General features: G+C 56.9%; 11 protein-coding genes and 2 pseudogenes. 5 read left to right on the top strand and 8 right to left on the bottom strand.

Annotation, left to right across the window (positions count from 1 at the left end; translation table 11 throughout):
* Positions 1 to 20: 20 nt before the first annotated feature.
* Positions 21 to 1727 carry a ShlB/FhaC/HecB family hemolysin secretion/activation protein gene (locus ACA053_RS12265; protein WP_497395677.1) on the bottom strand — a complete coding sequence of 569 codons (1707 nt, stop codon included), beginning with the start codon at positions 1725 to 1727 and terminating at the stop codon, positions 21 to 23.
* 597 nt (positions 1728 to 2324) lie between these two features.
* Here ACA053_RS12265 and ACA053_RS12260 point away from each other — a divergent pair.
* The 4 genes and pseudogenes from ACA053_RS12260 to ACA053_RS12245 form a co-directional block, all read left to right on the top strand.
* A pseudogene (locus tag ACA053_RS12260) lies at positions 2325 to 2723 on the top strand (restriction endonuclease subunit S); the annotation flags it as partial.
* A gap of 84 nt (positions 2724 to 2807) precedes the next feature.
* Complete coding sequence (locus tag ACA053_RS12255) at positions 2808 to 3977, top strand: restriction endonuclease subunit S (RefSeq protein WP_497396153.1); 1170 nt, start codon at positions 2808 to 2810, stop codon at positions 3975 to 3977.
* Between the two features lie 447 nt (positions 3978 to 4424).
* Entirely contained in the window at positions 4425 to 4895 is a 471-nt protein-coding gene (locus tag ACA053_RS12250) for a hypothetical protein (RefSeq protein ID WP_497395675.1), read from the top strand.
* Between the two features lie 141 nt (positions 4896 to 5036).
* A complete protein-coding gene (locus ACA053_RS12245) occupies positions 5037 to 5657 on the top strand; it encodes a tyrosine-type recombinase/integrase (protein WP_497395673.1) in 621 nt (206 codons plus the stop codon).
* 105 nt (positions 5658 to 5762) lie between these two features.
* On the opposite strand, the gene ACA053_RS12240 is transcribed toward ACA053_RS12245, so the two are convergent.
* Complete coding sequence (locus tag ACA053_RS12240) at positions 5763 to 6392, bottom strand: DUF3885 domain-containing protein (protein WP_057024601.1); 630 nt, start codon at positions 6390 to 6392, stop codon at positions 5763 to 5765.
* A gap of 208 nt (positions 6393 to 6600) precedes the next feature.
* Positions 6601 to 7254: a hypothetical protein gene (locus tag ACA053_RS12235; RefSeq protein ID WP_497395671.1), complete on the bottom strand. Its 654-nt coding sequence runs from the start codon at positions 7252 to 7254 to the stop codon at positions 6601 to 6603.
* Between the two features lie 937 nt (positions 7255 to 8191).
* Here ACA053_RS12235 and ACA053_RS12230 point away from each other — a divergent pair.
* Positions 8192 to 8467: pseudogene (locus ACA053_RS12230) on the top strand (helix-turn-helix transcriptional regulator); the annotation flags it as partial.
* 215 nt (positions 8468 to 8682) lie between these two features.
* On the opposite strand, the gene ACA053_RS12225 reads toward ACA053_RS12230, so the two are convergent.
* The 5 genes from ACA053_RS12225 to ACA053_RS12205 form a co-directional block, all read right to left on the bottom strand.
* Complete coding sequence (locus ACA053_RS12225) at positions 8683 to 10206, bottom strand: FAD/NAD(P)-binding protein (protein ID WP_497395669.1); 1524 nt, start codon at positions 10204 to 10206, stop codon at positions 8683 to 8685.
* Positions 10207 to 10336: 130 nt separating this feature from the next.
* Positions 10337 to 11524 carry an aminotransferase class I/II-fold pyridoxal phosphate-dependent enzyme gene (locus ACA053_RS12220; RefSeq protein ID WP_497395667.1) on the bottom strand — a complete coding sequence of 396 codons (1188 nt, stop codon included), beginning with the start codon at positions 11522 to 11524 and terminating at the stop codon, positions 10337 to 10339.
* Between the two features lie 23 nt (positions 11525 to 11547).
* Positions 11548 to 12426, bottom strand: coding sequence for an acetaldehyde dehydrogenase (acetylating) (locus ACA053_RS12215; protein ID WP_497317477.1), 879 nt, complete (start codon positions 12424 to 12426; stop codon positions 11548 to 11550).
* 16 nt (positions 12427 to 12442) lie between these two features.
* Positions 12443 to 13450, bottom strand: coding sequence for a 4-hydroxy-2-oxovalerate aldolase (gene dmpG, locus ACA053_RS12210; protein ID WP_497395665.1), 1008 nt, complete (start codon positions 13448 to 13450; stop codon positions 12443 to 12445).
* 48 nt (positions 13451 to 13498) lie between these two features.
* A complete protein-coding gene (locus ACA053_RS12205; RefSeq protein ID WP_497395663.1) occupies positions 13499 to 14527 on the bottom strand; it encodes an AbrB family transcriptional regulator in 1029 nt (342 codons plus the stop codon).
* Between the last annotated feature and the right edge of the window lie 12 nt (positions 14528 to 14539).

The following is a 14539-nucleotide window of genomic DNA, read 5'->3' as shown; positions in this document are numbered from 1 at the left end:
TAGGTCTCGATGCAACGAAGTTAGAGGAAGAAATCCATGCGGAAATAGATCGGCGCTTCGCGCTCGGTCAGGGTGTCCGGACGTTCGAGGGAATGAGCAAAGGTCACGCTGGCGGCGAGGTGCTGACCTCGGGCAAACACCTCCACCGAGTTGCTGGACAGGCGTCCGTGCTGGTCGCCGTTGTAGCGATCGCCACGAATCACACCCTGGTCGTAACCGAGGCTGGTGCCGTATTCGGCGAACACCGGGCGCAGCCATTCCAGCGTTACCGGACGGCTCCAGCGCAGGTCGTTGCGCCAGTAACCGCCGCTGTCGCCGGACAACGATTGATCCTTGTAACCGCGAATCGACGACTGCCCGCCGAGGCTGGTGCGCTGCGGGCTGAACAGCACGTCTTCACTGCGCTGGCCGGTCATCAGGCTGCTGAAACTGAACGATTCGCCCCACACCTTGAACGGTTGCAGGTAGCTCGCGGTGGCGGTGTATTTGCGGTAGCGCGCATCCGGTTCGCCGGGGCCCGGGTGACCGTTGCCCTGAGCATCGAACGCGCCGATGCCTTGCTGCATGCCGAGGTCAAGGTTGACGAAGGCACTGCCGATTCGCCGACCGTGGTTAATGCCGAACTGCGCTTCGCTGAGGCGGTTGCTGCTCAGTTTGAGTTTGCTGTCTTCGATGAAGTTGTTGGTGCGCAGGTACGACAGGCCGGTGCTGAGGGAGGTCTTGCTCACGGCATCGCGATGGATCACCCGCTCGGCGCGCAGCTGATGGTTCTCGCTGTCGCCGGTCTGCTTGAAGTTGAAGCCGTTGGCTTGCGCCTGCGAGCGGTATTCACTCTGGCTGTAGGTGTAATTGAAGTTCCACCAGCCCCACGGCAGGTTGTAATTGAGCAGCGCGTTATTGGAGGTGTGCTGATGATCGGTCATCGCATCGTGACCGCCGCGCAGATTCAACTGGTCCGCCAGGCCCAGCGGGCTGTCCCAATCAAACGTGGTGCCCCACTGCTGCTCACCAGTACTGCGCTGGCCGTCGTTGCTGCGGGACAACCCGGCACGCCAGGGCTTTTGCGGCGTGTTCTTGACCAGCACTTCACTGCCGCCGACGTTCTTGCCCGGCGCCAATTCCATCTGTGCCTGATTCGATGGCAAACGATTGAGCTGATCGACCAGTTGCTCGATTTCCCGCAGGTTGACCAACTTGCCGTTCTTGCCGGGAAAAGCCATGCCCAACTCGCGGCCCGACAGCTTGCTGCCCTCCGCGCCCTTCAACCCTTCGAGCCTGCCTTCGACCACCAACACCTTCAGATGCCCGCCGGACAAATCCTGCTGCGGCAAGTAGGCACGGCTGGTGACCAGGCCTTTTTCGATGTAGTGATCGGTGATGACTTTCAGCAACTCGTTGAGCTGCGTGACACCCAGGCACTGACCGATGTAAGGCCTGAGCAGGCGATTTTTCTCACGCTCGGAAAGGCTGTCGGCGCCTTTGAGTTCGATGTCCTTGATCGGGAAGCAACGGGAGTCGGCGGGTGCCGTCGGTGCGGCGGGTTTGACTGCCTTGCCGGGTAATTCCTTGAGCTCTTCGAGACGCCGACGTTGCTCTTCGAGCAGGCGATCCTGGCGTTCACGGATGAGGTCGGTTTCCCCTGGAGTGGGGGCGGCATGAGCAAGATTCAGCGGAGAAAGGCACAGCAAAGCCAGGCACAACCTCGCCACGAGGGCGGGTGGGTACATGTTCGATCCCTCGAAATGGAGACTGATAGCAAAATAGTGGCGCGATGTTAGAGCGCCATCATTCTGGCGTCAATCGAATGAATTGCCGTTTGCCTGGATATTGGGCTTGGAATGGCCTGAGTAGGCTCTGATGTTGGCGCCGAAGCTGAATTGACCCAATTGCCGAGATTTCACTGACCCAGTCTGATCCCTCGCGAATCATTGTCTGTGCTGATTTAAGCGGGTTTGGAGATGGGTCAGTCTTGCCTCGGCACGTGGGACAATTCGGCGTCGGCGTCGGCGTCGGCGTCAACAAGCTACGCCTCAGTAGTATTCAACGCGTCTCACCACCTACGGGCGGAGAGGGAAGTCGAACCAAGTTGGAGACCGGCGACTTACTGCTGTCAATCACTGGTGAAGTTGGACTGTTGGGGTTAATTCCAGAAAATTTTGGTGATGCGTACATAAACCAGCACGTTTGCATGATTCGCTTTTTCTGCTCCCTCCGTAGCCGTTTTCTCCCTGAAGCGTTGCGATCTCCGTTGGCGTACAAACAGTACGAAGCACCCCAGCGAGGAATAAAGAACAGTTTCCGCCTTAGCGACGTCTCAAATGCTTGTGCCTTTGCCACCGTTATCTGAGCAACATCGTATCGTCGCCAAAGTCGATGAGCTGATGGCCCTATGCGACCGCCTGGAAGCCCGGCAAGCTAACGCCGAAAGCGCCCACGCCCAACTGGTGCAGGGGCTGCTCGACAGCTTGACTCAAGCCAACGACGCCAACGATTTCGCCAGCAACTGGCAGCGCCTGGCTGAACACTTCCACATCTTATTCACCACAGAATCCAGCGTCGAAGCCCTCAAACAAAGTCTGGTGTAACTTGCCGTTATGGGCAAATTGGTACCGCAAGATCCCAACGATGAAACGGCCAGTGAACTACTGAAGCGCATCGCTGAAGAAAAGTCCCGGTTGGTGGTGGAAGGCAAGCTCAAAAAGCAGAAATCATTGCCAGAAATTGACGAAGAAGAAAAGCCCCATGCTTTACCCTCAAGCTGGAAATGGGTGCGCTTCGACTCGATCTCAAATACCCGCCTTGGAAAGATGTTTGATAAAGCCAAGAACAAAGGCGAACTGCGACCGTATCTTCGAAATATTAACGTCCAGTGGTTCAACTTTGAGACCGACGATCTCAAAAGTATGCGATTTGAAGAGCATGAGCTTGATGAATATCGAGTTACGTCCTGCGACTTAGTAATTTGCGAAGGAGGAGAACCTGGACGGTGTGCTGTCTGGCAGGGCGAAATGGAGGATATGTTCATCCAGAAAGCATTGCACCGTGCTCGCCCCTGGCTGGGTATTTCGCCTTTTTTCCTTCAATTTTTCTTGAAGGCCGCGACTACCTCTGGCTATCTGAATCAATTTTTCACCGAAGCTACGATTAAACACTTCTCCGGCGAAAAGTTAGCGAAGTATCCGGTACCGCTTCCCCCGCTTGCAGAACAATTCCGCATTGTCGCCAAAGTCGATCAACTCATGGCCCTCTGCGACCAACTCAAAACGCGCCTAACTCAGAGCCGTCAACGGAATGAACAGTTGACTAGCTCTCTGGTCGACCGTGCCCTTGCCAAAGACGCGTTACAGGCCCCCACTGCAGCAGATCCTCAAAAAGCGCGTACCTTGCTCGCAGCAGAAATTACTCATCGTTTGCATAGCCAGCGTACCTTCGGCCAACGCAAGCTGCAGAAAGTGATTTACCTAGCCGAACATGCGGCCAGACTCGCCGCGATCCAAGGTGACTACCTACGCGATGCTGCAGGTCCACACGATCGCCAACTAATGAATCAGATCGAAGGTGAGCTTAAAAATCTGAAGTGGTACGAGCGCATAGCACGCGAGACTGTTGGCCATGCTTACCGCCCGTTGTCTCAAGCAGGCCAACACTTGCAGGCATACAAAGACGCTTGGTCAGCCGCACAGCGTGTTTCTATTGAGCAGATTATCGAGTTGATGCGAGGCTGGAACACAGATCGTTGCGAAATGATCGTTACACTCTACGCGGCTTGGAACGACTTTATTCTGGTTCGCCGCCCTGTTACCGAAGAGGCTATCGTGGACGAAGTCATGCATCGCTGGAACGACACCAAACTCCGCTTCAGCAAAAATGAATGGTTGGCGGTACTGGAAGCGATGCAAAAACACGAAATCCTCATACCCTCTGGCTTTGGAAAGCGTACTAGGGGCGGCATGCTCAACTTGCCCGGTATCGTGTAAAAAAGACGTTCTATTCCGATATTGTGATGGGTGCACATCGGTGAAGCTTGAATCGCCCCCAAGTTTTGTAGAACCTTCAAGTGGCCGCTTTTGGCCCAGGCCGTGTAAAAACGCATTCGTCACTTTGAAGTCAGCGTTGCTACGTGAAATCTGGCGTCGACCGTTTGGTAAGTAGACCTGAAATTTGCTTAGGGACGCGATTTTTGGGCTGTTTTCGTCTGCCTACACAGATCGAAAACGACCCAAAGCTGCCCTTCGTGGAGGGCAGCATTTGGCCGTTTTCTGTCAGTCTCGAGAGGCAGAAAGCGGCCAGAAGCAGTCATTCATCAAAGCAAGCCCTTCGCTACATGTCATCATGGCTAACAGCAGGTCGATAATCGACTTGTACTCCCATCTTTAATTCGTCTGAGCTAGCGACGCTCGAGGCCACTCCGAAGGACTTCTCCCATGCTTCACCGTATCGATGCCACTTACCACCAAGCGTCGTTCTCCCGCAGTAGTTGCGCATGGCTGACTATCGATGACGTCGCTATTGAGCAATGGCTATCCGGTCATCTCAATGAACCAGATGTCGCCAAACTTGGTCTTTCGCTGATGTGGTTGTTGGATGAGGACGAAGATGCGCTTGCGAAACGGCGCTTCATTCCAGGACAGGAGGGCACTTCCACAATCGTCCCGCTATTGGTATGCAGTGATGACATGGATTTTGACTGTACCGTGATGGTAGCGGAGCAAATTGTCGAAGGCGCCACGGTGCGCTGGGCTCGTTTTGGTTGGAGCGTTTCCGGAAAGCTCGAAGTGGGTGTGTCGACCCGGTGGGACGCCAATAGCCAGCCGGTGAGCTTTGACTTAGTGAACTTCAACGCTGCATTGGAAAAGTTTGATGCGTTGATGAAGAAACACACAGTCAGCTCATAAACAGCGTTACACGCTCCGCGTACCTATAGCCAGAATGGGACAGTTTGAAAGCTCTCGCGACCGGCAGCTTTGGGTCGGATTACGCCCCTCACTCACTGTGACTGATCCAACCTTATCCTCCCTCAACGTGGAGGATCAGCCATGAACACTAATGCCGCACACAGCCATCAGCCTTGGAACAAGGGAAAGATTGTCGGGCAGAAAGCACCACTCCGAGTCAGAGATATCTGGGCCATTCGGGTCAGACTCCAGCTCGCGGAGAAGACACGGGATTTGGCACTCTTCAACATGGCTATCGACAGCAAACTTCGCGCCTGTGACTTAACCAAGCTGCGAGTGCGAGATATAGCCCATGGAGAACATGTGTCGTCACGGGCCATCGTGATGCAGCAGAAAACCCAGCATCCAGTGCAATTTGAAATCACTGAGCAAACCCGAGCGGTTCTAGAGGCTTGGATGCATCGGGCCCACCTTAGAAGTGAGGACTTCTTGTTTCCAACCCGACTACATGACTCAGAACACCTATCGACCAGACAATACGCTCGAATAGTGAAAGCTTGGGTGACCGCCATTGGACTTGACCCAACCATGTACGGTACTCACACGCTACGGAGAACCAAGGCATCGCTGATCTATCGCAGAACGAAAAACCTGAGAGCTGTCCAACTCCTGCTTGGTCATACGAAGCTTGAAAGCACCGTCAGATACCTGGGAATCGAGGTCGATGATGCCCTGGAAATGGCGGAGCAGACTGAAGTCTGATCATCCATAGTGACGGTCGATGCTAGACCGTCGCTATTCGACCCAAAGGAGACGGTGGCCATGTGGGCTGTGGGCACGGTTTCAGCTCCAATGTAAGCAATGAGGTTAGCGCGCAGGCCCTGCAAATGTGGTGTCCATCGTGTGTCGGTCGTAATCCAGCAGGTATGTATGATGCAGACGATACAGCTGTGAAAGCAGATCTTTGTTGGGGCCGACCACATCCATACCTCTATCGTCGTAGGGGAAAACCATGACGTGCTTCTTCAAATTGAAGAGGTATAAAACGCAGTTGGGTTTAGGCTGAATTGCGGCAAAGTCCCTAGCCAAAGCACACCAAAGAAATGCTTGAAGCAGAGTCGCAGGCGCTTCAAATGCGATGTTGATCCAATACTCCGGCTCCCTTTCGCAAAACCATTCCTCCGGATCTATCTCCTCACTCCAGACTGAGAATTCCGTGGGTATGTTAATGCCGGCAGATCGAAGAGCGTGAATCAGGGGCCGATGAGCAAATCGGTTGCTGCCAGAATGAATGCGCAGACAAGCAACAAGCGTCGCGTCATCAAGGAAGATATCGCTGCAGATCTTTGTTGATTTTCGTAGTGCTGTTAGAAATTGCTCAATCACTCCGCCAGTTTCAGAGAGCTCAAAACGCAGACCTCCTGGATAGGAATAAAAAAGTGGCCTGGCAAATGCTTTACCCCCAAAGATCCTCTCAATTTCAAGTTGTAGATTCACTTGATCCCTTCATGGCTAATAGCCCGACTCCATAGCTTGGGCGGTGCAGACGGATATTACTGTATACGTAAGATCTGAGCTAAGCCGCGAGCGTCCGCTGTTGGCCAATTTTCTGCCTCTCGCGACGGACAGAAAACGGCCAGAAGCAGACATTCGGCATCAAGAACCAACAGTAAAGAAGCGTCGAATGATTTTATCGCGTTGCCGCCTACCAGAATTTCCACCATGGCTTGCGCGGCAGTGGCAGGTCATGAAGGCGTAGGTACCAGATACGCGGCTTGAGGGCATTGGCCCACGGGCAAATCCCGAGGTATTCGCTCAACGCTTCATAACTCAAACGGTTGCTCAACCCAAACTCCGGCACTTCCACCTCTCGGTCGCCCAGATAGTAGATCTTTTGCCGCTCATCCTCAGGGCAATCATCTTCCTCAAAGTAAAACTCAGCTGATGCCCAGCGTTCTTCAAACGGTTTCAAGGGCCCGAATTGCTGCACCGGGCTATAGCATGAATGCAGTCGTGATCGCGTCAGAACTCCGTTCTCGATGAACGCGTAGCCATAGGTGCCTCCGGAGTCGTATTGGCAGAACGGGATGATCATTGCTGGCGAGCCCAAAGTTCGATGCAATTCGCTGGCGTTATAGTGAGGATTCTCCAGCAGCGGCATAGTCAGCGCGTCGCTGCTAATCACCCAGATATCACCGTATTGCTCAACAGCCACCTCGTTAGTCTGGCGAGTGTCGAAGCGCGGGGGGCATTGATCGAGCAGCTCTGCGCGCTTGTTGAACAGATCAGACACCACCTGCTGAGGATTGAAGTCGATCTGCGGAGTACGGAATGCAATTGCCGCTTGCGAAACGCCCACGTGGGTATCCTTACTGAGGGTTTTTTTGGTGGTTATACGGACAGTTGTATCGGCCCTGCTGCTTTGGGCTTGAGTGCTCGTTGAATGAAAGAAAACTCATCAGTTGTCTGGCTAAGCTGCTAGTAACAGTTGAATGTGATCGTCCGCTTTGGGTCGATCGGCACTTCATGTCAGGCAGTAATCGGCCAGAAGCTGCCGGTCAACGTCAGTGCGGATAGTGTCTGGTTCTGAGAGCTGGTAGAGGCGCAGCCGCATACCGGTAGATCCGATAGAAACACCTCGACCTCGGTAATTCACGAGCAGAGGTTTGGTATCCATCCGAGCTCAACGCAGTGGTTTGGTTCGGTGACGATGGCGTTGGCAACTTTATCGGCTGGCTTCCGGAACAGGGCAAAGCGATACTCTGGAATCCGGAAGATGGTAAGGTTCCTTGGAGGGATGGCACTGTGAAAGAGCTATGGGCATTCATGCAGAGTGATTACCTATAATGCCAACAAACTGCTCCAGTTGACCGGCCTGCTTAGGCCACTAAGACGGGCTAAAGCCCGCCCCTTAACCAAACGGTAGAGCGCATCAAATGCATTTCGTCCGCCTCGGCGAGTACCTTGCCGCTTCGCGCATCACTGGGCCTCGGCACAACCTCCTGCAACTGCGCCTGGGGGTTGGTGAGCAGCACGAGCCAATCTGTGAGTGTCTACCACCGCAGGGGACATGCACTCACGAGCCATTGGTTGAGACTGATATAGTTGCCAGCGTACTGGACGGGGCCTCAGAGGCGAATCGGCGCTTTGGCACTTCACATGTCGTAACGCACATCCGGTATGTTCAAAACGACACCAAGCCTGAAGTTGTCTATTGCTTCTTGGCCCTCAAAATCCTTGAACAGTTGCAGGTCGGCGGCACATTCGCTGAGGGCGGCAATACGCTTTAATCCTTCCCATTACGCATCGAAGAACTTGCCCGGGTAGCCAATTTGGGCAGCTCTACGTTGCATCACCGCTTCAAGGCAGTGACGGCCATGAGTCCGCTGCAGTATCAGAAGCAACTCCGTCTGCAGGAAGCCCGCCGTCTGATGCTCGGCGAAGGGCTGGATGTGGCGAGTGCATGTTACCGAGTGGGCTACGAAAGCCCATCGCAATTCAGCCGAGAATACAGTCGTCAATTCGGGTGTCCGCCATCCAGGGATACCAGCCGAACTCGCCGCCCTGCGTGAAAAGCCATACTTGAGTGACTGCCTGGCTGGGTGAGACACGACGGAAGGCCGGGATTGATTTTTTTTATGACGCTTCATTTCACCTGTTTCAAACTCGATTCTCATCGTGTTCTGACTTCAAACAGGTCTTTGCCCACTCTCGATAACTGTCCGCCAGTGTGTAGAGGCAGATGTTCGGAATGTCAGGCCACTCACCACTGCCGCGCCGCTGTTTTTCAGACATGCTCTTCCACGCGCTCAACCCTGTGCGTTTCTTCGCGCCATTGCAGCGCGTCCGCGCAACAGAAGGCGTGTCGCCCGTTGATTTCCAGCGCAGAGGTGAAGAAGAACTGCCCCACGGTTAGCTCGCCAACCGCATAAATCTGCCGCGCCGAGCCCGTCCGGCCCTGAATGCGGTAGGTATCCGGGTCGACGCAGATGCCCCCCATAGGATGACAGGTGGCCGTGCCGTTCTTGATCAGCGAGCTCAGCAAGGTCGACTCAATGAGGTTCGCATCTCGAGGAAAGCCCGTTGCGTAGATCACCCGATCATAGACATGCTCACAGCCCGCCACCCGAATGCTCAGTCCCGGCACATCAACTGGCTCGGGCGCGGTAAACGCACCGGGGACGAACTCCAGCTGGCCGCTTCGCAGGTAACCGAGGATCTTGCGCGCGTTTTCCGCCGGGATGGAGACGCGGTAAGCCATGAAGAAGCTGAAATACTCTTTCATGAACCTGGCTTGTGCAGTGTCGTCCAGCGCCTGCCAAAGGTGTTCGATGAAGCCGTTGGTTGCATAGAGGATGGCCTGCCAGACACGCGGTGCTTGCGAGGCATTGATCTCGTTTTCGATAAAGCTGATGACATCGGCCGGCGGTGCTGGCAGAGGGATCACGGCACTCGTCGAGGCCGGGTCGTGGGTGGCCAGTTCCTTGCGAAACAGTGCGACCAGATCACTGATCTGCAAAGGCCCGTTTTGCGCGACCAGCGCGCGAACACCCTCGCGGGTCAGGTGCTGGAGCTCGACGCGCTCCTGGGTTGCGCGAACCACGGGGAAATAGCCGCTACGCGAATGCATGCGAATCAACTCGCGATGCCCGCCTTCGATCAGCGCGATCACCGTGTCGATGGCGCTCAACCGCGCACCGATGACGGCCACCCGCTCCTCCGGGGAGATTGTTTTGAGCAGGCGCGCAACCGGATAGGGTGTCGCCAGGACGCGCTCGTCGTGCTGGTCCGGATCAATTTTCTTGGCCAACGGCCCGCAGAACAGCAAGACCTTGTGCGTGGCGATACTCAGCCCGCATTGCGTCCGCACGGTCTCCATTCCGTCAATCAGATCGATAGCGCAGACCTCGGCATTCATCAGCACCAATTGGCAGCCGAGCGAGGCGCCACGCAATACGATCTTCTTGATCTGGTGCTGCAAATAAACGCCGAACAAGGCCCGCGGAGCAAAGCTCTCCGGGGTCGGACAAAACTCGGGAAAGGCATGCCGCCACGCCCCGGGATGGTCCTCTAACCAGCGCTGGAAATGACCAGGGAGATGCGGATAGGGCGTAATGAAACCTGTCTTGGTATTGAGGATGTTGCTCTGCAAATCAGCCTCATAAGCCGCGCCGCGCCCGAAGTCTTCGCGTTTTTCGAAGAGGTAAATAGTCCCGGCCGGTGCGTTGCATGCCGCGACGCGATCCAGGTGACGGTGCAGGAATGCGATAGCCGTCGCGCCGCAGCCTACGATTGCAAAGGCATTTTTCATCAAGGTATTTCCTTATAGTGAACCGCTTCCCTACGTGTGTTTCCTCCCGGCAGCAGACGTGGCGCAGCCAGCCACCCCCCGTTCCGGGACACTTCAACGTCGCCAGACCTCGCCCCTGCCAGACCGGTAATCACGAAACGGCAGACAGGAACTCTCTCAAGCGCGCGGCCCCGGCCCTGACCTGCTCGACATCGCTGGAGTACGACAATCGCGCATGACCCGGTGCGCCAAAAAAGCTGCCGGGAATCAGCGCGACGCCGTATTCCTCCAGCAGCAAGGCGCAAAATGCCTCGTCATCGGCGATCAACCTGCCGTGCAGGGATTTGCCCAGGACCTGGCTGATATCCATGAACAGATAAAACGCCCCCGCTGGTTCGCAGAATCTCAGGTGTGGCGCCCCCTGCAAGTCGGCGAGCAATGCCTGGCGCTGACTGTACAAGCGGTCTCTTGCGGCGTAGGAGAACGCCTGGTCACCGCTGAAGGCCGCCGCTGCCGCAGCCGCCGCAATCGGCGGGATATTGGAGATCGAGTTGGAATTGAGCGTGGTGACTGCGGCGGCAATCCGTTCATTGGCCGCCAACAGCCCGACGCGCCAGCCCGGCATTCCATAGAGTTTGGATACGCTGTCGATCTTGATGATGCGGTCGCTCAGATCCGGTGCGACCGACAGCAGACTGGGGCAGCTATCCATGTCGTAGACGAATCGCTGATAGACGTCATCCGAAATGATCCAGACATCCTTTTTACGCAGCACCTGTGCCAACGCAGCGAGTTCCTCGGCGCAATACACGGCGCCGGTAGGGTTGCCCGGCGAGTTCAGCATCACCACCTGCACCTTGTCGGACAAGGCCTCTTCAAGGGCCTGCGCCGTCATCTTGAAATCGGTTTGTGCCGAGCAGGTGACGTTGACCACGCCCGCTCCGACCAGATCGGCAATGTCGAAATAGGTCGGCCAGCAAGGGGTGGACACGAGGATCTCGTCGCCGGGGCGGATGATCGCGCGCAGCACACTGAACAACAGGTGCTTGGCGCCGAGGCCGGCCACCAGATTCTGCTCGCGATAGTGGGTGAACCCCTGTCCATGCAGGTAACCCAGATACGCCGCCAGCAGCGCTTCATCTCCGCGGCTTGAGCCATACCCGCCGGTGTGTTCGCAGGCAGCTTTGACGGCCGCTTCGACGATGTGCGGCGCCGGAAGAAAACCCGGCACACCGACACCGAGATCGATCACTGGATGCAGGGTTTCCCTGACTTTCTGAACGACACCCAGGATCGGGCAAAACCGTGCAAATTCGAGATCTGGCGAAAGAGTAGGCATAAAAATGGCTCCGTTACGCTGAGTCAGGCTGCGCGTTCGGTCACGCGGGCTCGGGCCATGAGCGCGGCCATGTGAGTGGCAGTCGCCGTGATGATGTCGAGGTTGCCGGCGCTTGGATCGAGAAAGTCCCCTGCCCCTTCAACGCGCACCATGGTGAACAAGCGTCCCTCGCTGTAATGCAGATCGACGATGACCTGATACCCCGGCACGGCAGACTGCACCTGGGCCACGGCACGTTCCACTTCACGGCGGGTGGCGGTCAGATCAACCGTCTCTATCAGCGCCGAAACCGCGGTCTGCATAAAGACATTCGGCTTGGCCGGATTGATGTTGAGGATCGCCTTGACGTCCTTGCAGCCGGTGAAATGGCTCAACGCATGCTCGGTGGTAGTGATGTAGTTGCTCAGGTTTCGCCGAGTGGCCGGGCCGGCGCTTTCGGCGCTGATCGATGACACCACTTCGATGTAGCGCACGCCCGGATTAGCCCGGGCGATCGCGGCCGCAAGCGGGATGGAAGCCTGGCCACCACAGGTGATCATGTTGATATTGCTCGCCTCGGTCAGCTCCTCGCCGTTGAGGGACGGCACGCACAACGCGCCCAGAGAGGCTGGGGTCAGGTTGATGATCGCTTTACCGGCCTCGATCAGGCGCGGTGCGTGGGCTTCATGGTCGGCTGCCGAGGTGGCATCGAACACCAGATCAAATTCGTTGATCCGGGCAAACAGGCCGTCGATGCCGTCCGCGGTGGTGGCGACCCCGCGCTCACGGGCAAACGCAAGGCCCGATGAGTGCAAGGAGCGACCGGCAACCAGCGTGCAATCCAGATTCGGATGGGCCAGCACCTTGCACAGGATGTCGCAGCCGATATTGCCACTGCCGATGATGGCGGTTTTCAAAGTCATTTTTTCAGCTCCAGAGTCAGGCGACGACGGGTTGAGAAAGGCGGCTGGCCACCGAGATGATCAGGTCTTCCTGGCCGGCCACGGCGTTGCATCGCGCAAGCTCTTCATAGATTTTTCGCGGCTCGACGTGAAATTCCGCCGCCGCGCGCGCGACGTGCTTCTCGAACCCGCTGCAAACACCGTAGAGGCCGCTGATCAGATTGGCAGTCTTCACCACCGTGGGAGTCCTGACCGGTGCTGAATCCTCTAGGCTCTCGACGGCGCGGCAAAGGTCAAAAACCTTCACCCCGGTCTCGAATTTGTAGCGTTCAAGCACCGCGCACAGCACCTCCAGCTGGGTGTTGCCGGCACCCGCGCCGAATCCGCGCATACAGCCGTCAATGATGGTCGCCCCGGCCTGGGCGGCAGCCAGCGAGTTGGCAACCGCCAAGCCAAGATTGTTGTGGCCATGGAAGCCCACGGGAATAGCAAGCTCCCTGACCAGCAGGCCGATCTTTTCGCGTGTGCTGTCCGGGTCAAAGTGCCCCGCCGAATCCATCAGAACCAGGGCATTGGCGCCATAGCCCTGCTGCTTCAACGCTTCTTCGAGCAGCGTCTCGGGGCTGGCCATGTGGGTCATCATCAGCACGCCCTGGACGTACGCGCCCTTGGACCGCGCATGCTCGATGTAGCTCTCGGTCAGGCTGGCCTCGGTGCAATGGGACGCGATGCGCAGTACGTCGACGCCGATCTGCAGTGCGGTATCAACATCGCTCAGCCTGGCAAACCCGGGAATCATGTGGATGCCGAGCCTGGAATGCGTCAGGTTGGCTCGCGCCGTTTCGAGCATCTCGCTGTCTTTGTAGCGCGCAAGTCCGAGTTGCAGGGAGGACGCACCCAGGCCATTTCCGTGGCCGACTTCTACAACGCTGAGGCCGCAGCCATCGACCGCGCGGCAGTAGGCGGCAATGTCCTGCAGGCTCAGCGTATGGGAGACAGCATGATTTCCGTCGCGCAGCGTTGGGTCGTGAACTGCAATACTCATCGAGATCAAGTCCTTGTCATCATTCGAAGTTTTTTGCAGCCATTACGATCAGGCCGAGGGCTTTTCCTGCAGCAGCCGTTTGGGCAGGAACGCCGGCGAAATATGGATGATCGACATCCGCACCACGTGATTGAGCATCACAAAGGCAGGATCGAGCTTGAGCAGCAAAGCCGCTGCGGTCATCACCTCGACACCGCCCGGAACCCACGACATGAACAGCGAAAGGAACGGCTTGCCAGTCAGCTTGCTGAACGCGAAGGCGACCAGCAGTGTCGTGCAGAACGTCAGGGCGGTGACCACCAGCCCGGCGCGGATGTAGCGCACGAAATCCTTGAGCGTGATGTCCTTGAGACGAATGCCGATCAGGCCGCCGAGCAGGATCAGCGCAACGATCGCCAGCGGATCGGGAACATGCAGATGGACTTGAGGAAAACCGACGTTAACCGCGGCGCTGCAAACCAGCCCGGTCAACATGTAAGGCGCGGGAACATCGAAGCGCTCCAGCAGATAACCGGCCACCACCGCCGCGATCGCCGGAGGAATCACGCCAAGGTAATTATCAAGCGAGCCCAGCACCGGCGCCGCGCTTTCGGCGTGCCCACCGGCAATGATCGTCACCACCAGCAACAGCGCGAGCAAGCGGACAATGTGCACGAACGCGATGCGCCCGGAGGCCGGGCCCTCCTCTCCCGAGACGGTCATCACCGCCGCCATTGCGCCGGGAATCGACCCGAGCAGGCTTTCTATATGCCCCCAGCGCTCCATGCGCCGTAGCCAGTTGTAGCCGACGAAAACCTGCGTGGTCATGCAGATGAGCAGACCGACCAGAATGCTGAAGTCCGTCAGCTCATGCATCATCGAGGCGGTGACGATGGAGCCGACACTGACCCCGAGCAGCAACTGCACGGTGGCCACGAACGGATACGGCATGCGCATGCGCACGCCCATTTTACTGAGCGCCGTGACCAGGCAGATCGCGCCGATCAGCTCACCCAGTGGAAGCCCGGTCAGGTAACCGAGCCATGCGCCCAGGGCCGCCACGGGAATCGGGATAAGGCTTTCAAACACTGTCTTCATTGGATATCCACT

This window comes from Pseudomonas sp. LBUM1672 (assembly GCF_059695655.1).
This window is presented reverse-complemented; position numbering and strand designations above follow the sequence as displayed.